The sequence below is a fragment of the Limnohabitans sp. 2KL-51 genome, from assembly GCF_003063645.1.
Taxonomy (GTDB): domain Bacteria; phylum Pseudomonadota; class Gammaproteobacteria; order Burkholderiales; family Burkholderiaceae_C; genus Limnohabitans_A.
The window spans coordinates 110,297-127,944 of the sequence record NZ_NESJ01000008.1 but is presented as its reverse complement, the minus strand read 5'-3'; the positions used below and the strand labels follow the sequence as shown (position 1 = coordinate 127,944).

General features: G+C 59.0%; 17 protein-coding genes. 5 read left to right on the top strand and 12 right to left on the bottom strand.

Annotated elements, in window-relative coordinates; all coding sequences use genetic code 11:
- Positions 1–13: 13 nt before the first annotated feature.
- Genes B9Z49_RS10360 through B9Z49_RS10330 form a run of 7 tightly spaced genes read right to left on the bottom strand, consistent with a single transcriptional unit; the run spans position 14 to position 5,536 of the window.
- Entirely contained in the window at positions 14–796 is a 783-nt protein-coding gene (locus B9Z49_RS10360) for an SDR family oxidoreductase (protein ID WP_108353357.1), read from the bottom strand.
- Positions 778–2,061, bottom strand: a complete 1,284-nt coding sequence (locus tag B9Z49_RS10355; protein ID WP_108353356.1) for a TRAP transporter large permease — start codon at positions 2,059–2,061, stop codon at positions 778–780. Before B9Z49_RS10355 ends, B9Z49_RS10360 begins: the two co-directional genes overlap by 19 nt.
- Positions 2,058–2,597 (bottom strand): TRAP transporter small permease, encoded by a 540-nt coding sequence (locus tag B9Z49_RS10350; RefSeq protein WP_108353355.1) that lies wholly within the window; start codon positions 2,595–2,597, stop codon positions 2,058–2,060. The genes B9Z49_RS10355 and B9Z49_RS10350 overlap by 4 nt, the downstream gene beginning before the upstream one ends.
- A gap of 55 nt (positions 2,598–2,652) precedes the next feature.
- Positions 2,653–3,627: a TRAP transporter substrate-binding protein gene (locus B9Z49_RS10345; RefSeq protein WP_108353354.1), complete on the bottom strand. Its 975-nt coding sequence runs from the start codon at positions 3,625–3,627 to the stop codon at positions 2,653–2,655.
- A gap of 35 nt (positions 3,628–3,662) precedes the next feature.
- Positions 3,663–4,001 (bottom strand): hypothetical protein, encoded by a 339-nt coding sequence (locus B9Z49_RS10340; RefSeq protein WP_108353353.1) that lies wholly within the window; start codon positions 3,999–4,001, stop codon positions 3,663–3,665.
- A gap of 22 nt (positions 4,002–4,023) precedes the next feature.
- A complete protein-coding gene (locus tag B9Z49_RS10335) occupies positions 4,024–4,560 on the bottom strand; it encodes a gluconokinase (RefSeq protein ID WP_108353352.1) in 537 nt (178 codons plus the stop codon).
- Positions 4,561–4,579: 19 nt separating this feature from the next.
- On the bottom strand, positions 4,580–5,536 hold the full coding sequence (locus B9Z49_RS10330) for a 2-hydroxyacid dehydrogenase (RefSeq protein WP_108353351.1): 957 nt from the start codon (positions 5,534–5,536) through the stop codon (positions 4,580–4,582).
- A 188-nt stretch (positions 5,537–5,724) separates the two neighbouring features.
- On the opposite strand from B9Z49_RS10330, the gene B9Z49_RS10325 reads away from it, so the two are divergent.
- Complete coding sequence (locus B9Z49_RS10325; protein WP_108353350.1) at positions 5,725–6,780, top strand: LacI family DNA-binding transcriptional regulator; 1,056 nt, start codon at positions 5,725–5,727, stop codon at positions 6,778–6,780.
- A gap of 99 nt (positions 6,781–6,879) precedes the next feature.
- Here the strand turns inward: B9Z49_RS10325 and B9Z49_RS10320 are convergent, their stop codons facing one another.
- Positions 6,880–7,872: a 2-hydroxyacid dehydrogenase gene (locus B9Z49_RS10320; RefSeq protein WP_108353349.1), complete on the bottom strand. Its 993-nt coding sequence runs from the start codon at positions 7,870–7,872 to the stop codon at positions 6,880–6,882.
- Positions 7,873–8,020: 148 nt separating this feature from the next.
- Here B9Z49_RS10320 and B9Z49_RS10315 point away from each other — a divergent pair, with 148 nt between their 5' ends.
- Complete coding sequence (locus tag B9Z49_RS10315; protein WP_108353441.1) at positions 8,021–8,404, top strand: hypothetical protein; 384 nt, start codon at positions 8,021–8,023, stop codon at positions 8,402–8,404.
- A 64-nt stretch (positions 8,405–8,468) separates the two neighbouring features.
- Here B9Z49_RS10315 and B9Z49_RS10310 read toward each other — a convergent pair whose 3' ends face one another.
- Complete coding sequence (locus tag B9Z49_RS10310) at positions 8,469–10,355, bottom strand: DEAD/DEAH box helicase (protein ID WP_108353348.1); 1,887 nt, start codon at positions 10,353–10,355, stop codon at positions 8,469–8,471.
- A 255-nt stretch (positions 10,356–10,610) separates the two neighbouring features.
- A complete protein-coding gene (locus tag B9Z49_RS10305) occupies positions 10,611–12,035 on the bottom strand; it encodes an aldehyde dehydrogenase family protein (RefSeq protein ID WP_108353347.1) in 1,425 nt (474 codons plus the stop codon).
- Between the two features lie 158 nt (positions 12,036–12,193).
- Here B9Z49_RS10305 and B9Z49_RS10300 point away from each other — a divergent pair, with 158 nt between their 5' ends.
- The 3 genes from B9Z49_RS10300 to ettA all read left to right on the top strand — a co-directional run bounded on the left by B9Z49_RS10300 (position 12,194) and on the right by ettA (position 16,137).
- Positions 12,194–13,183 (top strand): tripartite tricarboxylate transporter substrate binding protein, encoded by a 990-nt coding sequence (locus B9Z49_RS10300; RefSeq protein ID WP_108353346.1) that lies wholly within the window; start codon positions 12,194–12,196, stop codon positions 13,181–13,183.
- Positions 13,184–13,264: 81 nt separating this feature from the next.
- The gene (locus B9Z49_RS10295; RefSeq protein ID WP_108353345.1) at positions 13,265–14,338 is read left to right on the top strand and encodes a 3'-5' exonuclease; all 1,074 of its coding nucleotides are present in this window, start codon (positions 13,265–13,267) and stop codon (positions 14,336–14,338) included.
- Between the two features lie 137 nt (positions 14,339–14,475).
- Complete coding sequence (ettA, locus tag B9Z49_RS10290) at positions 14,476–16,137, top strand: energy-dependent translational throttle protein EttA (RefSeq protein WP_108353344.1); 1,662 nt, start codon at positions 14,476–14,478, stop codon at positions 16,135–16,137.
- A 69-nt stretch (positions 16,138–16,206) separates the two neighbouring features.
- Here the strand turns inward: ettA and B9Z49_RS10285 are convergent, their stop codons facing one another.
- Positions 16,207–16,572 (bottom strand): Hpt domain-containing protein, encoded by a 366-nt coding sequence (locus B9Z49_RS10285; protein ID WP_233254586.1) that lies wholly within the window; start codon positions 16,570–16,572, stop codon positions 16,207–16,209.
- 63 nt (positions 16,573–16,635) lie between these two features.
- Positions 16,636–17,514 (bottom strand): NUDIX hydrolase, encoded by an 879-nt coding sequence (locus B9Z49_RS10280; RefSeq protein WP_108353343.1) that lies wholly within the window; start codon positions 17,512–17,514, stop codon positions 16,636–16,638.
- Positions 17,515–17,648: the final 134 nt, after the last annotated feature.

The following is a 17,648-nucleotide window of genomic DNA, read 5'->3' as shown; positions in this document are numbered from 1 at the left end:
TTGCAAGTGGTGTTCAAAGGGTCGCGGTCACGCCGCCGTCCACATACAAAATATGGCCGTTCACAAAGCGCGATGCATCCGAGGCTAAAAAGACGGCCGCGCCGCCCAGGTCCTCGACATTGCCCCAGCGGCGGCTCGGCGTGCGGCCCACCAGCCAACTACTGAAGGCAGGATCATCGACCAGTTTCTGATTCAGTTCGGTCTTGAAGTAACCCGGGCCAATGCCGTTGACGTTGATGCCAAACTGACCCCAGTCAATCGCCATGCCTTTGGTGAGCATCTTGACCGCGCCTTTGGTGGCGGTGTAGGGCGCAATGCCGGGGCGGCCCAGCTCGCTTTGTACCGAGCAGATGTTGATGATCTTGCCGCGTCCACGCGGGATCATCTTTTTGGCCACCGCTTGGCCCACGTAGTACACGCTGTCCAGGTTGGTCTTCATGATCGTGTGCCAGTCGCTGTCGGCATATTCATGCAAAGGCCCGCGAATTTGCATGCCCGCGTTGTTGACCAGGATGTCAATCGGGCCTTCGACCTCGATCTGCTCGACGGCTGAACGCACGCTGTCGGCGTCGGTCACGTCAAACACCGAGGTGCTGACCGACAGGCCTTGCGCTTGCAGGGCAAGAGCTGCGGCCTCTATCTTATTGGTCGTGCGGCCGTTAAGGATGACATGCGCCCCCGCTTGCGCCAGGGCTTCGGCCAGAGCCAGACCGATGCCTGCAGAAGAGCCGGTGATCAGCGCGCGGCGGCCCGAGAGTTGAAAAGAGTCCAAAACATTCATCGCATCAGCATCCATTTGAGAGGAACCATCACCAGGCTCGGAAAGGCGATCAAAGAGCCCATGACGACAACCTGCGACAAGAGGAAAGGCATGACACCACGGATGACGTCATGCATCGGAATACGGCCTACTCCGCACACCACGTTCAGCACCGTACCTACCGGCGGTGTGAGCAGCCCGATGGCGTTGTTCATGATGAACAGCACGCCAAAGTAGACCGGGTCAATGCCTGCCTCACGCACCAAAGGCATCAGCACGGGCGTGAGGATCAGCACCGTCGGCGCAAAGTCCAGCGCCGTGCCCACAATCATCACCAGCAGCATCAGCATGACCATCAGCAGGGTTTTGTTGTCGATGAACGGCCGCAAAATTTCAACAATCTGGGCCGGAATATTGGCCACCGTGATCAGCCAGGCCGACACCAGCGCGGCAGCCACCAAGAACATCACCACCGAAGAGGTTTTGGCGGCCGACAAAATGATGCGGTACAGGTCTTTGAACTTGATTTCACGGTAGATGAACAAACCCACAAACAAGGAATAAACCACCGCTACCACAGCCGCCTCGGTGGGCGTGAAGATGCCCATCTTCATGCCGCCGATGATCACAATGGCCAACAAGTAAGACCAAAACGCGTTGATGGTCACCGAAATACGTTCTTTGAACGGCACTTTTTCGGCCACCACCACATTGTCTTTGCGAGCCACGATCCACCAGGTCACAATCAGGGCAAAACCCATCATGAGGCCAGGGAAGATGCCCGCCATGAACAGTTTGGAAATGGACACGCCACCGATCACGCCAAACAAAATGAAGCCAATCGAGGGCGGGATGACGGGTGCGATGATGCCGCCTGCCGCAATCAGGCCTGCTGATCGGTCCATGCGGTAACCTGCGTCGCGCATCATGGGCATCAGCACTGCGGCCAAGGCAGCCGTGTCGGCCACGGCTGAACCCGACAGGCTGGCCATGACGATGGCAGCGAACACCGCCACATAACCCAAGCCGCCACGGAAATGGCCGACCCACACCATGGCCGAGTTGACAATGCGTCGGCTCATGCCGCCAGCGTTCATCAACTCACCGGCCAGCATGAAAAAGGGCACGGCCATGAGCGGAAAGTTGTCAGCTCCATTGATGAGGTTTTGCGACACGATTTGGGTGTCGAAGTTATCCATGTGCAGCATCAATGCCACACCCGAAACGATGAGCGAAAACGCCAGTGGCATGCCCAGCGCCATGGCGGCGAGCAGCGAAACAATGAATACAAGGACGGTCATTTGGGTGCCCCTTGCGTGTGCGCTGTCACGACTTCTTCGGAGTCCTGGACCTGAATCAAGTCGGATTCATTGAAGTTGCCTTTGGCCAACTTCACCAAATTGCCGATGATCATGAGGCCCATGGCCAAGCTGGTGATATAGCCCACGCCATAAACCCAGCTCATGGGAATTTCGGTGACCGCTGAACGCGTAGTGGCATTGATGCCGTGTTGTTTGAGGGTGCCGTAAAACATCAGCACACAGCAGCCCAGCATCAGCACATTGGAGATACCAAAAGCCATTTTTTTGCCTTGCAAACTGAGCTTTCGAACCACAGAATCCAAGCCCAAATGACCGTTGTCACGCATGGTGACGATGGCCCCTAAAAACGTGATCCAGATGAACAAAAACCGCGACAACTCTTCAGAACTGATGATGCCGTCGTTGAAGCCGTAGCGCAGCACCACATTGCCAAACACCATGATCACCATGGCCGACAACATGATGACCAGTGTGATCTCAGCCAGCTTGAAGAAAAGGTCGTTGATTTTTTTCATTCGTCATTCGCAAAAAAGCCCCCTCCTAGGAGGGGGCGTGATCTCACTCAAACCATCACTTGGTGTCTTCGATGGCCTTGAGCAAAGCTGGGCCGTTTTTTTCACCAAAGGTCTTGGCGATTTCGGCCGACACAATTTTTTGGAATGGGGCCATGTCCACCTTCTCGATCACTTGCATGCCTGACTTCTTCAGGTCGGCCACCACCTTGCCCGCGTTGGACGCATTCAAGTTGCGTTGGTAAGTGGCGGCTTCGCGTGCAGCATCCACCATCACTTTTTGGTAATTGGCCGGCAGGCTGTCGAACTTGACCTTGTTCATGGCCACGACCAGTGGCGAGTAGACGTGGTTGCTCACCGTCAGGTGCTTTTGCACTTCGTAAAACTTGGACGACCAGGTCACGTTGATCGGGTGCTCTTGCGCGTCAAACGTGCCGGTTTCCAGCGCGGTGTACAACTCGGCAATTGGCATGGGCGATGGGTTCATGCCCAGCAGCTTGAAGGCCTGGATGTGGTACGGGTTGGGTGTCGAACGGATCTTCAAGCCCTTCAAGTCATCGGGCTTGTTGACCGGGCGCTTGTTGTTGGTGAAGGCGCGCCAGCCGTTTTCCCAGTAGGCCAGGCCCTTCAATCCGTGCGGGGACAATTCGTTGAGCACGCCCGTGCCCACTGCACCGTCGAGCACGTTGTAGGCGTGTTGCGCGCTGCGGAACACAAATGGCAGTTCCATCGCGGCGGTGTTGGGCACGATCCCGTTGAAGTTGGATGCACCGCTGGAGACGATGTCGATCGTGCCGCCGCGTGTGCCGTTGATCATGGCCGCGTCGTTGCCCAACTGGTTGGCTGGGAACACGGTGATTTCCACGTCGCCATTGGTACGTTGTTTGACCAATTCGGCTAATTTCAGGGCGGCGGCGTGCTGGCCGTCGGTGGCGTTGACGGCGTGTCCCATTTTCAGGTTGAATTTGGCTGCGAAGGCGCTGGTGCCAGCAGCAGCCACGAGGCAGGCGAGAAGGATGCGGGAAAGTTTCATGGTTTTGTCTCCAGGTTAAAAAGCGGTCAAAAAAATCAATCGGTGGGCAGCGCGTATTCGTCGGCGCTGAAGACGGTGTGAAACACAGTGCCATCGAACATAGCGATCATGTCCTTGGACACTTCTTTGCTTTTCATGCGCACCTCAGAGGCCAAAGCAATCTCGATGGACTCACGACTGGGATAGCGTACCGATAGCACCATTCCAAAGTGCGGATCGGCCACGTCACTTTCAACCTGGCGAAGAACGCGTACTTCTTGTGCACCAGGAAAGCGGGTCCAAAGTGGGACGAGGTTTTCGCGGATGTAGCGGTTGAACGCCTCCTCCATACCGGGTTTGACTTGGCCCTGAAAGAATGCACAGCGAATGAACATGAGGAAACTTTCTTTAAAAAAATCATAGTGCAGGGTGTCGGTGATCGTGCAACGCCTGAATCGCTTGCAGCACCATGTTCTGAACGGGCTCGGTGATAGTCAGGCGGATGACGTCGGTTTCATCGGCTTGAGGTTTTTCGAGGGTGCGGAACTGGCTGTCAAGCAAGCCGGGTTGCATGTAATGGCCCACACGCTGCTGCATGCGTTTTTGAATCAATTCGAAGTCACCATCGAGGAATACAAAACACACATCGCCCGCTTGTTCGCGGATGCGGTCGCGGTAGATCCGCCTGAGTGCTGAGCACGCCACCACGCGTCCTTGGGCTTGGCCTTGCTCAGGGTCTTGCGACAGATACGCACCAATGCGGTCCAGCCAGGGCCAACGATCGGCGTCTTGCAAGGCAACGCCTGAGCGCATCTTGGCCACACTCTCGGGCAAGTGCAGGTCGTCGCCGTCAACCATGTCGAGGCCCAAGCGCTCGCTCAAGGCGCCAGCCATGGTCGACTTCCCACAACCGGACACCCCCATGACGATCAGGCGCAAAGGGGTCATGCTCATGGTTTCGGGCCTTCGCTCACTACACCAGGCCGAAGCACTCGGGCACAGGCGTGAGCAAGGGCAGGCCAGAAATACCGGCCTGCATGTTGGCAAAAGCCAGATCGGCCATGGCTTGTCGGGTTTCGCTGGTGGCGCTGGCCATGTGGGGGGTCAGCACCACGTTGTTCATGGTCCAGAGCACCTCGGGCACATTCGGTTCGTTGGCGAAAACGTCCAGGCCTGCGCCCGCGATGGTGCCGTTCTGAAGGGCTTCTATCAGGGCCTCTTCATCGACCACACTGCCACGCGCTACGTTGACCAAAAAGCCACGTGGGCCCAGCGCCTTGAGCACATCCGCGTTGATCAGGTGCTTTGTACCTGCGCCGCCAGGTGTGATGGCCACTAGGAAATCCACGTTGGCGGCCAGCTCTGCAGCCGTTGGGAAGAACTTGAAGCCCGATTCGTGCTTTTCGCTGCGAGCGGTGTAGGCAATTGACATGCCGAAAGCCTTCGCCCGCTGCGCGATGGCTTTTCCAATGCGGCCCAATCCAACAATGCCAATGCGCGCGCCAGACACCTTACGGCTAAGTGCCATGGGACCATTTGGCCACCGGCCTGCGCGCACAAACTGGTCTGCTTGCGGGATGGCACGGCCTGCCGACAGCACCAGGCCCATGGCCAGATCGGCCACATCGTCAGTGAGCACGTCAGGCGTGTGGGTCACAGGAATGCCGTGTTCGATGGCTGCTTGCACATCCACCCCGTCGTAGCCCACGCCAAAAACCGCCACCACTTTGGCGTTGGGCAACTGCGACAGCAAACTGCGCGGCACACTGGCTTCGCCCGTGCCGGCCACGCCCACGATGCGCGGAGCCAAGGCGGCGAAAGCTGCTGGGTCGGTCATGTGGGTGCGGTCGTGGACGGTGTAGACCGATTCCAGTGCCTTTTGATAAAAGGGAGGGAGTTTGGCCACAGCCAGCACTTCGGATTTGGACACGTCACACTCCAGTCGGAAACAGATTATGGACAGCGCTGTCCAGAAAATTTAAAAAAAAGCGAGTGTAAAAATTTCTGAATTCTCAAGTTAAATCAAGATGATTCAAGAAAAGATCAGTAATTTCCCTCAAACTTTGGGATAGCGCTATCCTATACAGTTCAGCACCGAATTTTTCTCCGGACTAACCCTTGCCCAACAATTCAGATTCACTGCCCAAGCCTCCCAAGAGTCACCGCGCCACAGGTCGCATCACGCTCAGCGATGTGGCGCGAGCCGCGGGTGTGAGCTCCAGCACCGTCTCCCGGGCACTGCGTGGCGAAAGGGCGGTGGACCCGGCCTTGATCGAGCGGGTGAAAGCGGTCTCCGACAAGCTGGGCTACGTGCCCGACCCGGCTGCGCGGGCGCTCGCCTCGCAGCGCAGCAACCATGTGGCCATCCTGATTCCTCTCTTTTCCAACGCCTTGTTTGTGGACTTGCTCGATGCCGCTCAGAAAACCCTTCGCGCCGCTGGTTACCAAACACTTATGGGCGTGACGCATTACGACGCCAGTGAAGAAGAGCAATTGCTGCGCGAACAACTCCTGCACCGCCCGGCAGGCCTGTTGGTCACTGGGCTCGATCACAACCCGACCACCCGCAAACTCATGAAAAGCAGTCAAGTACCATGTGTGCACCTGATGGACTTGCCTGCTTTACCCGAGGCCGATGCACCGTATTGCGTGGGCTTTCGTCAGACCGAAGCAGGTGCTGCCATGACGAGAAACCTGTTGCGGACAGGGCGCAAGCGCGTTGCCTTTGCCGCCGCGCAGCTTGACCCGCGTGTGATGCAACGGCTGTACGGTTGGCGCACGGCCTTGCAAGAGGCTGGGGTGTATGAGCCGACGCTCGAGTTTTTGAACCCTGCGCCCTCATCGTTGGCTTTGGGCGGGGTGATGTTCGAGCAGATCATGCAGCAACGCCCCGCCGTCGATGCCATCTTTTTTTGCAACGACGATTTGGCGCAAGGGGCGCTGATGGCAGCTTTGCGCCTGGGCGTCTCGGTGCCTTCGCAAGTGGCCATTGCCGGCTTCAACGATTTGACGGGCAGCGATCAGATGCTGCCGCCGTTGACCACCGTGCGTACACCGCGCGCGCCAATCGGGCAAGCCGCTGCAGAGATGCTGTTGTGCTTGATGCGTGGTGAGGCGCCAAGCTGTCCGCAGCTGGACCTGGGCTTTGAAATCGTCCAGCGTCAAAGCACCTGAAATGGTTTTTGGCTTGGCTTGAGGGAGCCCCGACTTCGGGGCGATGGCTTGTGGCATCAAGACGCCTCATCGCGGTCAGGGCGCCGCTCCTAGATGGGTTCAGGTCAACGGCCCGCGCAGCACGTTGATCAATGCTTCGCCGCGGCTCAGGCGGCCGATGTTCTCGGCAAGTGTTTCTTGGCGGCGTTTCACGGTGCCTGCGGTCCAGCCTGACATGTGGGGCGTCATCAGCACGTTGTCCAACGCCGAAAAGTCGTATTTCGAAGGTGAGCAATGAGACTGAGTTGGCGTGGGGTACTGGTACCAAGTGTCGATCACAGCGCCGCCAATCTTACGCGCCTTCAGTGCGTCGTAAAGCGCTTTTTCTTCGATCACCGGGCCACGCCCCACGTTCATCAGCACCGCATCGGATTTCATGCAGGCGATGGCACCTGCATCCACCAATCCTTGCGTGTTTTCGGTCAGCGGCAGGCTCACCACAACGGTGTCGGCCGAGCCCATGAAGTCGTGCAGGCCGTCGAGCGTCCAGCTTTGGTCCACGGTGGCGTGCTCAATGGGGCTGCGGTTGGCCACATACACCCGCATGCCGAAGGCTTTGGCACGCAACGCCACAGTCTGCGCAATGTGACCGAAACCCAGCAGGCCAATCGTTTGCGAGCCCAGCTCGGTTCGCAAAGCGGTGGGGCGGCCAGCCCAATAGGTCCAGTGTTGTTGGCGCAGGTCCTGGTCGGCACGGGCCAGGGGCACATGGCGCGTGAGCAGGGCTGCGATCACGTATTCGGCGATAGCGTTTTCGTGGCCATGGCAATTGGCCAAGCTGCACTGCGCGGGCAGCAAGGCGGTGTTGATGGCGTCGGTGCCCGCTGCTGGCGCATGGAACAGCCGGCCTTTGAGCGGCGCTGGCATTCTGTCGTTCAGCTTGATGCCGATAACAACGTCGGCGCTTTCGTAATGCGCGCACTCGCCAGCGAGGTCGAGTGCATCGCTCAAGTCGAGGATCTGGTGTTCAGGGCCAATGAGCGCCTCAAAACCTTGGCGGAAATTGGCGGCGTTTTGGCCGTGGAAAACAATCTTCAAAGGTGTTGTGTTCATGTGTTCTCGTCTTGTTTTTGCTGTGATGGTGGGTCGTGAGCTGCGTTCTACTATGCCAGATGCACGCGAAGCAAAGTCGCTCTCTGGCTTGAGCAGATGACCGGTCAGCGACAATGACACCCTGTTCTATTTCACGAGAAACATGGCCATGACAGAGCTGAAAAAAGTCATATTGTTCACCGATACCGATGGTCGCGCCCGCTTTCGCGACGAGTGGGTGCCCTTGTCCGAAGGAACGCCCCAAAGCCAGCTGTCGGCCGTGCTGGCCGCAACAGGGTGCCAGTTGCGCCAGAGCCCGGTGGGTTTCCGCAGCAGCTTCCATTGCACTGGCAACCCGCAGTGGTTATTTGTGTTGAGGGGGCAGATGGAGATCTATTTGCAAGACGGCAGCTCGCGTATTTTTGGCCCGGGCGAGTTTTTCTACTCGGCTGACACCTTGCCCGAGGGGGCCACGTTTGATGCCGCGGTACACGGGCATTGGAGCCGTCAGGTCGGGCCCGATCCCTTGGTGACCTTGTTTGTGCGGGATTGAGTTCCACGCAGACAAAAAAAGAGCCCGCATGTGCGGGCTCTTTCAATTCAGGTGTCAGTGTGTGTCAGCGTCCGAAGCCACGGCCACCGCCGCCATTGCCACCTCGATTGCCACCACCGTAGCCACCACCACCACCACCATGGCGGCGACCGCCGCTGGCCAAGCTGTCGATGCTGGTGCGGGTCGGGTCGGGTTGGCCGCTGGTGCGAACGGGCTTGCGGTTAGGCAAGTCCAGACGCGCAAATTGCGTGGTTTTCAATGGATCGATGTGGCGAGGCAACTCGTCGCCATCGTCGCGTCGCCGGTCCTCACCACCGGCGTATTCGCCACCGCCATTGCCGCCCTGAGGGCTGCGACCTGGACCACGACCTTCGGGCCGAGGACCGCGCGGTGCGGGACGGCCTTGGCCATCGCCGCGGTGGTCAAAACGGGGATCGCCCCTTTGCTCTTGGCCACGACCGCCACCTTCACGGTTGCCACCTTCGCGGCGGCCGTCGCCCTGACCTTCAAAGCGCGGGGCGCCTTGTGGGCCCTGCGGCCCATTTCGGCGGGATGGCGGAGGACCGTTGCGCGTTGGACGTGCTGCGCCTTCACCGCGTGCTTGACGTGGGCCTTGACCGCCACCGCCACCGCCACCGCCACCGCCACCGCCAACGCCAACGGCCACTTTGTTGTCACGAATGCGTTGCATCATGTCGCTGCGTGCGGCCTTGGCGGCTGCGGCCATCACATCACGGCTAGGCGGCTTGCCTGCGCCGCCCCACAGGGTCTGGCGACCCATGGCAATGGGCTCGGCCACTTCGCCCGCGTCAGGGCCAAAACCTTCAAGCAACTGGACTGGAATCTCTTGCTTGGTGAAGCGCTCGATGTCCATCATGAAGCCTTCTTCATCTAAACAGACCAAGCTCACAGCCTCGCCACTTGCACCGGCGCGGCCGGTGCGGCCAATGCGGTGCACGTAGTCTTCCGACACGTTCGGGATTTCAAAGTTCACAACGTGTGGCAAGTCTTCGATGTCAATACCGCGTGCCGCAATGTCGGTGGCCACCAAAGCGCGGATGTCACCACTCTTGAAACCGGCCAGCGCTTGCGTGCGGGCAGTCTGGCTCTTGTTGCCGTGCAGGGCCATGGCTTTCACGCCATTTTTGGTCAGGAAATCGGCCACATTGTTCGCGCCAAATTTGGTGCGGGTGAACACCAGGACCTGGCTCCAGTCGTATTTTTGAATGATGTGCAGCAGCACGTCTTTTTTCTTGCTGCGTCCCACGGGGTGGATCACTTGCGAGATGCGCTGCACCGTGGTGTTGCTGGGCGTGACCTGGATGCTCTGGGGGTTCTTGAGCAAGTTGGCCGCCAGTTCGCGGATCTCGTCGCTGAAGGTGGCCGAGAACAACAAGCTTTGCTTGTCTTTGGGCACCAAGGCCAGCACTTTTTTCACGTCATGGATGAAGCCCATGTCCAACATGCGGTCGGCTTCGTCGAGCACCAGAATTTCGATGCTGGACAAGTCCAGGAAGCCCTGGCCTTGCAGGTCGAGCAAACGGCCGGGTGTGGCCACCAAAATGTCCACGCCGCGTTTGATCTTGCTGATTTGCGGGTTCATGCCCACGCCGCCAAAAATCACGGTGGAGTCGAGTTGCAGGTATTTGCCATAGTCACGCACCGACTCTTCGACCTGGGCGGCCAATTCGCGGGTGGGTGTCAGCACCAAAGCGCGGATGGCTTTGCCGCCAAAACGGTTTTTGCCCGGCTCACTCAGGCTCAGCTTGTGCAGCATGGGCAGGGTGAAGGCGGCGGTTTTGCCTGTGCCGGTTTGGGCGCCAGCCAACAAGTCTTGTCCAGCCAGAACGGCAGGAATGGCTTGGGCTTGGATGGGGGTAGGGGTGTCATAGCCGAGCTCGCGCACAGCTTGCATGAGGGCCGGAGCCAGATTCAATTCTTCAAAGTTCATTTTTACAGAGCGCCATGTCCGGCGCGGGTATCGGCTCATTCAACTGCTGTTGGCAGTGTCCAGTGTTGGCCGATAGTTCTTAAGGTGGGCATGGAAAACCGCAGGCGCTTGTTTTGAGCGTTGCCTGGGTCAGGCCCCAGCAGGAGTGCTGATGTTGCGGCGACTGGCGGCCACAACGGTCGTGATTGTGACACAAAGCGGGCGGAGCGCTAAAAGCACCCCATCCCACAGATGCTCAAGGATGGGGGGTGAGGCTCAGTTGAAGCCTGCGATGGCCTTGACTTCGAGGTATTCCTCCAAGCCAAAGCGGCCCCATTCGCGGCCGTTGCCCGACTGCTTGTAGCCGCCAAACGGGGCGGTGCGTTCGTTGGGCACACCGTTGAGGTTGATGTTGCCCGCACGCAGCCGACGGGCCACAGCGCGCACGCGGTCCTTGTCGCCACCGGACACATAACCGGCCAGGCCATAAGGCGTGTCGTTGGCCATGCGAATGGCATCTTCGTCGTCGGCGTAACCGATGATGACCAACACCGGGCCGAAGACTTCTTCGCGGGCAATGGTCATGTCGTTGCGCACATTGCCAAAGATGGTGGGGCGCACCAGATAGCCCGCGCTGTAACCCTCAGGGCGCCCGGGGCCGCCAGCGACCAGCGTGGCACCTTCCTCGATGCCCTTGGCAATCAGGCACTGAATTTTGTGCCACTGGGTCTCGTTGACCACGGGGCCCATTTGCGTGTCGTCGGCGCGCGGGTCACCGGCTTTGGTCTTGCCGGCCACGGCCTTGGCGATCGCCATCACTTCGTCCATGCGCGACTGCGGTACCAGCATGCGGGTGGGCGCATTGCACGACTGGCCCGAGTTCAAGAACACATGGGCCACGCCGCCGCTGACGGCTTTTTGGAAGTCCGCGTCGTCCAGGATGATGTTGGGCGACTTGCCGCCCAGCTCCTGGCTCACGCGTTTGACGGTGGGGGCCGAGCGTTGGGCCACATCGATGCCTGCGCGGGTCGAGCCGGTGAAGGACATCATGTCGATACCCGGGTGCTCGCTCATGGCCGCACCCACATCCGGACCCATGCCATTGATCAGGTTGAACACCCCGGCAGGCACGCCTGCTTCATGCAGGATTTCGGCAAAAATCAGCGCACAGCTGGGCGTGTATTCAGAGGGCTTGAGCACCATGGTGCAGCCTGCGGCCAAAGCCGGAGCCACTTTGCAGGCGATCTGGTTCAGGGGCCAGTTCCAGGGGGTGATCATGCCCACCACACCAATGGGCTCGCGCACCACTTCGGCGTTGCCAATGGTTTCTTCAAAGGCGTAGTCCTTGAGCACGCCCAACGTGGCCACGATGTGCCCCAGACCTGCGCCGACCTGCATCTTTTCGGCAAACGCCAAAGGCGCACCCATTTCGTCAGAAACCGCCGCGCCCAAGTCTTTGGCGCGGGTCTTGTAGACCTCGATGATGCGGGTCAAGAGCGCGATGCGTTCTTCGCGGGTGGTCTGGCTGAAGGACTCAAAAGCACGCCGTGCGGCGACCACTGCCTTGTTCACGTCGTCGGCGTTGCCCAAGGCAATGTCGTACAGGGCTTGTTCGTTGGCGGGGTTGATCACGGTGCGGGTTTTGGCCTGCGAGGGCTCGACCCATGAGCCGTCGATGTAAAACTTCAGATGTTGGACCATGGTGTACCAGAGGTAGATTGAAACGAAATCTGTTTTACAGGGGAATCCGTTTCCTGTCTGTACACCTTGGCGACACGCCATGGGTTGAAACCCCACTGTCGCTGGCTGGGTAAGTGCCCTAAACTGGCACGCACCCATTTTTTGAGAGAGCCTTATCTATGAACACCAGATTATTGCGCCGTCCCTTTATTCAGCTGAGCTTGCTGGCACTGGCGCTCGGTCTGACAGGCCCTGTTTGGGCGCAGGCTGCCAAGTGGCCGTCCAAGCCCATCAAGATCGTGGTGGCTTTTCCACCCGGCGGCTTGACCGATGCCTATGCCCGCAATTACGGCGAATACTTGTCGGGCAAGCTGGGGGTTCCGGTGGTCATCGAAAACAAACCCGGCGCGGGAGCCATCATTGGTATTGATTCGGTGGCCAAGTCACCCGCCGATGGTTACACCTTTGTCATGAGCACATCGGGCACGTTTTGGCAAAACCGCGTTCTTTATTCCAAACTGCCTTACAACCTGGACAAAGACCTCACGCCCGTGACTGTATTCCCGTCCGGCCCCCTGGTGGTTGGCATCCCCGACAAGATCCCGGCCAAGAACATGGCCGAGTTCGTGGCCTGGGCCAAAAAGAATCCAACCTCCATGGGCACCTATGCACCGGGCTCGTACCCGCACATGTTGGCCGACCAGACCAACCGCCAGCAAGGCACCAGCATCCAGTCGGTGCACTACCGGGGTGAAGCGCCCATGTGGCTAGACGTGGCCTCGGGCCAGTTGCAAGTGGCTGTGGGCAGCTATCAGGCTTTCAACACCATGTCCACCCGGGGCTTGCGCCCCATTGGTGTGACCGGCAGTTACAGATCGCCCAAACTGCCCGATGTGCCCACATTGACTGAGCAGGGCAACACCGAAAAACTCGTCACGCTCGAAGGTGGCTTGCCTCTTGTGGCTCCTGCAGGCACACCCGAAGCCGTGCTCAAACGCATGGCTGACGAAGCCGTGGCTTGGGCCAACACCGACAAAGCCGCCAAGCTGCGCGAGACCTTCGCCATCCCCAACAAGCCCAAAAACCTGGCCGACACCCGAAAAGACTGGGAAGGCGAAGTGCCTGTCTGGATCAAGCTGGCGGTGGACCTCGGTATCAAGCTCGATTGAAGGGCATGCGCTGAAATCGTGATCTGTTGCATACCATAGGGGTTGTGTGGGCGATCAAAGATCGCGGTTTAATCATTCCCTATGAACAAAACCGACCAGATGAGTTTTTTCGGCTTTGAGGCCGACGCAGCCGAAACTGTGCCTTCCAAGGAGACCCAAACGGCCATGTCCCAAGTGGCATCGACTGTGGCAGTGACGCCTTTGTCGGTGTATGCGGCTGTTGCGCCGTCAGAGGCCATGACCAGTTCAGCCCCCAGCGACTTAGAAGCCATGGCCCAAAACCTGGCACAGCACCCTGACTTTCGGGTACTGCGGCGGCTGGTACCGCGCACTGATTACGGACCTTTGAGCGGTCAAGCCACACGGCGTGTGATCGTGCTCGACACCGAAACCACTGGGCTCGACAGCAAAAATGAGAAAGTGATTGAGCTGGCCATGCTGTCTGTGCTGGTGGACTTGGCCACAGGTTTGCCCATAGGCCCGGTCACCATTTACGAGTCGTTTGAAGACCCGGGCAAGCCGATTCCGGCCCAGATCACCGAGATCACGGGCATCGACGACAGCATGGTGCGGGGTTTGCGCATCGACGATGCGGAGGTCACGGCGCTGGTGGAGCAGGCCGACCTCGTCGTCGCGCACAACGCCGGATTTGATCGGCCGTTTGTCGAGGCGCGTTTCCCGGTCTTTGCGGGCAAGGCGTGGGGTTGTTCTTTTCAAGGGATCGATTGGAAAAAAGAGGGTAGCGGCTCGGCCAAGCTGGAGTTTTTGGCCTCAGAGCGCGGCTGGTTTTACGACGCGCACCGGGCGCAGGTGGACTGCCACGCTTTGCTCCAGGTGTTGGCGTCGCCGCTGGCCGATGAACAAACGGGTTTGGCGCGCCTGCTGGCAGGTGCAGACCAGACGCGCTACAAGCTGCGTGCGACCGGTGCGCCCTTTGAGGCCAAAGACAAGCTCAAAGCCCGGGGCTACCGCTGGGACGCCGAAGGCCGTGTGTGGTGGTGCAGTTTGGCTTCGGACGATCTGCTGGATGCGGAGTGCGACTGGTTGCGCGCCGAGGTCTATGGCCAGCGCAGCGCCCGGGTGCAGCTCGAAGCGATGGACAGCCGGGTGCAGTTTTCCAGCCGTTCGGGCCAGTTGAAGGAGCGGGCGGTCTGATTTTTCATGCACAAGCCTGGCAAGCTGGGATAATGTTGGGTTGCACATACCGCACCTGACCCCACATGCAGGTTCGCGGTGCAGAGCCGACGCCCTTGGGGTGCCCGGTTTCTGTCCATTTTTATTCAGGGTGACTCATGGCTCAATACGTATTTTCGATGAACCGGGTTGGCAAGATCGTGCCCCCGAAGCGTCACATTCTCAAAGACATTTCGCTGTCTTTCTTCCCCGGTGCCAAGATTGGCGTATTGGGTACCAACGGCTCTGGCAAGTCCACGTTGCTCAAGATCATGGCGGGCATCGACAAAGAGATCGAGGGCGAAGCCATTCCGATGGCGGGCCTGAAGATCGGTTACCTGCCGCAGGAACCCATCATGGACCCTGAGCAGACCGTGCGCGAAGCCGTGGAAAGCGGCATGGGCGAAGTCAAGGCCGCGCAAGCCCGCTTGGAAGAGGTGTACGCCGCCTACGCCGAAGAAGACGCCGACTTTGACGCATTGGCCGCCGAGCAGGCCAAGCTCGAAGCCATCATTTCCACTGCGGGCGATGCCTCAGAGCACCAGCTGGAGATTGCCGCCGATGCGCTGCGCCTGCCCGCTTGGGACGCCATCATAGGCAAACTGTCAGGCGGTGAAAAACGCCGCGTGGCCCTGTGCCGCTTGTTGCTGTCACGCCCCGACATGTTGCTGCTGGACGAGCCGACCAACCACTTGGACGCTGAAAGCGTGGACTGGCTCGAGCTGTTTTTGCAGCGTTTTTCGGGGACCGTGGTGGCCATCACCCACGACCGTTATTTTCTGGACAACGCCGCCGAGTGGATTTTGGAACTCGACCGGGGATCCGGCATTCCTTACAAGGGCAACTACTCCAGCTGGTTGGAGCAAAAAGACGCCCGTTTGGCCACCGAGCAGCGCACCGAAGATGCCCGCTCCAAGGCCATGAAGAAAGAGCTGGAGTGGTCGCGTGCCAACCCCAAGGGCCGTCAGGCCAAAAGCAAGGCGCGTCTGGCCCGCTTCGAAGAGTTGAGCGACTACGACTACCAAAAACGCAACGAGACCCAGGAGATCTTTATCCCTGTGGCTGAGCGTTTGGGCAACGAGGTGTTCGAGTTCAAGAACGTCAGCAAGTCTTTTGGCGACCGTTTACTGATCGACAACCTGAGCTTCCAGGTGCCTGCGGGCGCCATCGTGGGCATCATCGGCCCCAACGGTGCCGGTAAATCGACCCTGTTCAAGCTGATCGCCGGCAAAGAGCAGCCCGACAGCGGCGAGGTGAAGATTGGCCAGACCGTGCGCATGGCCTTTGTGGACCAGAACCGTGATGACCTGGACAACAGCAAGACCGTTTGGGAAGACGTCTCGGGCGGACTGGACATCATCAACGTGGGCAAGTTCCAGATGGCCAGCCGCGCGTATTGCGGGCGCTTCAACTTCAACGGTGGCGACCAGCAAAAGAAGGTCGGCATGCTGTCGGGCGGTGAACGCGGCCGCTTGCACTTGGCCAAAACCCTGATCGAAGGCGGCAACGTGTTGCTGCTGGATGAACCCTCCAACGACTTGGACGTGGAAACCTTGCGTGCGCTGGAAGATGCGCTGCTGGAATTCGCAGGCTCGATCATGGTCATCAGCCACGACCGCTGGTTCCTGGACCGCATTGCGACGCACATTCTGGCCGCCGAAGGCGACAGCCAGTGGGTGTTCTTTGACGGCAACTACCAAGAGTACGAAGCCGACAAAAAGCGCCGTCTGGGCGAAGAGGGCGCCAAGCCCAAGCGCGTGCGCTTCAAGGCTTTGAAGTAATTGGTGAAATGAAACAAAAAAACGGGTCCTTAGGGCCCGTTTTTTATGCGCGAAGGATGCTGCTTCAGTTCAGCTTGGGCTGTGGCTGTCCAGATGCGCGATCACTTCCAGGCGCAACGCTTCGAGTTGCGGGGCCAGTTGGCCATAAGCGGTGCGCACCTCGCTGGTTTCACCGTGCTTGCTCAGGCCTTCGACCATGACCACCTGTTCGACCAGACTGTCAACGCAAAAAACGGGCGTGAAGCCCTTGAGTTGATGCAGGATGCGGTTGGCTGCGTACACATCGCCTTTGTCCAGCAACTCTTGCAGTTGGGGCAAATCATCGCTCAGGGTTTGCTGCAGCGTCTTGAGCAGGGACAATACGCCATTGGCATCACCAATGAATTCCATGGCCCGCTCAATGGACAAATAAATCGGCTGAGGTGTTTGGCTCATGAGACGAAGTTACAAGTGAATACAGAAATCACGTAAGCAAATGAAACGTGTTAACGCCACATTCTAGTCAAGCAAAGCGGTTAAGCCCGCCTCGGGCTCAAACCGTTTGTTTTTGAACATCAAACGGCTGGGGCCGGGGAAGGCAGCTTGCCGGACCGAGTGACGCGGATCCCCCGGGTAGCAAATGGTGCGGACGCCGTCTTGGTCAAACGGCTCAGGCTCGACCACCGGAGGGCGGCGGCTTTGCGCCTCGGCCAGCACGCTTTGGGCATGCGGGTGGCGGCTCAGGTGCACGAGGCTCATGATTTGGGGTGGAGCCAGCTCGATCTCGCGGTCCCAATAGCGCTGTAGCGCCTGGCGCGGTTGTATCCAGAGCACCTCTGTGGCCTCAAAGTTGTCGTGTTCAGCCAACTGGTTGTCGGGCACTTGGGTGACAAAAAACCGGGTGTCAAAGCGCTTGTTGGTGACCGAGGCCTGACGCGGTGTGATCCAGCGACACCAAGGCAAAAGATGTTCGGTGTGCAAAGTCAGCGCTTGCGAGTGGAAGGCCTCGTGCCAGTTCTGCCCGCTCAAAAGGGCTTGCACTAAGGACTGAGACAGTGGCTCGGCATGCTGGGCACAGCCCAAAAGGACGCGACATTCTTCGTAGGCCTCGCGCATGGCCGCCACAAAGAGGCCAGAGGCGCGTGCGGCAGGTATATCGGGTTCGCCTAGCCTTTCTTGTAAGGTGGCGCTGTTTTGGCTCAGGCGTTGCAACCAGGCAGGGTGCTGGTCTGCCGGGTCGAGTTTGCCGCCTGGAAACACATAGACCCCGCCCAGCACGTTCGAGGCCTGATGCCTGCGCATCAACAGCACCTGCAAGCCGCCCGGACCATCGCGCAGCATGACCACAGTGGCGGCGTCCAAGGGGGCGGTGGTGAGGATTTCGGTATTCAATTCCATAAGGTTATCAATCGGGTAACAGGCAGTGCCAGGGGGCTGGTTTAAAGTCCATGCGCAGCGGGCAGCAGGGTGATTGGAGCCAGATTAGCAGATGAATCAGGTCAGCCCCGTTTTTCAATGTCACAAGGAAAACA

Excerpts from the sequence above, each read along its gene's own strand:
- B9Z49_RS10300 (WP_108353346.1), top strand. The coding sequence starts at position 12,194 with ATGAACACCAGATTATTGCGCCGTCCCTTTATTCAGCTGAGCTTGCTG.
- B9Z49_RS10350 (WP_108353355.1), bottom strand. The coding sequence starts at position 2,597 with ATGAAAAAAATCAACGACCTTTTCTTCAAGCTGGCTGAGATCACACTG.
- B9Z49_RS10345 (WP_108353354.1), bottom strand. The coding sequence starts at position 3,627 with ATGAAACTTTCCCGCATCCTTCTCGCCTGCCTCGTGGCTGCTGCTGGC.
- B9Z49_RS10335 (WP_108353352.1), bottom strand. The coding sequence starts at position 4,560 with ATGAGCATGACCCCTTTGCGCCTGATCGTCATGGGGGTGTCCGGTTGT.
- B9Z49_RS10320 (WP_108353349.1), bottom strand. The coding sequence starts at position 7,872 with ATGAACACAACACCTTTGAAGATTGTTTTCCACGGCCAAAACGCCGCC.
- B9Z49_RS10340 (WP_108353353.1), bottom strand. The coding sequence starts at position 4,001 with ATGTTCATTCGCTGTGCATTCTTTCAGGGCCAAGTCAAACCCGGTATG.
- B9Z49_RS10285 (WP_233254586.1), bottom strand. The coding sequence starts at position 16,572 with ATGAGCCAAACACCTCAGCCGATTTATTTGTCCATTGAGCGGGCCATG.
- B9Z49_RS10280 (WP_108353343.1), bottom strand. The coding sequence starts at position 17,514 with ATGGAATTGAATACCGAAATCCTCACCACCGCCCCCTTGGACGCCGCC.
- ettA (WP_108353344.1), top strand. The coding sequence starts at position 14,476 with ATGGCTCAATACGTATTTTCGATGAACCGGGTTGGCAAGATCGTGCCC.
- B9Z49_RS10295 (WP_108353345.1), top strand. The coding sequence starts at position 13,265 with ATGAACAAAACCGACCAGATGAGTTTTTTCGGCTTTGAGGCCGACGCA.
- B9Z49_RS10355 (WP_108353356.1), bottom strand. The coding sequence starts at position 2,061 with ATGACCGTCCTTGTATTCATTGTTTCGCTGCTCGCCGCCATGGCGCTG.
- B9Z49_RS10310 (WP_108353348.1), bottom strand. The coding sequence starts at position 10,355 with ATGAACTTTGAAGAATTGAATCTGGCTCCGGCCCTCATGCAAGCTGTG.
- B9Z49_RS10360 (WP_108353357.1), bottom strand. The coding sequence starts at position 796 with ATGGATGCTGATGCGATGAATGTTTTGGACTCTTTTCAACTCTCGGGC.
- B9Z49_RS10315 (WP_108353441.1), top strand. The coding sequence starts at position 8,021 with ATGACAGAGCTGAAAAAAGTCATATTGTTCACCGATACCGATGGTCGC.
- B9Z49_RS10305 (WP_108353347.1), bottom strand. The coding sequence starts at position 12,035 with ATGGTCCAACATCTGAAGTTTTACATCGACGGCTCATGGGTCGAGCCC.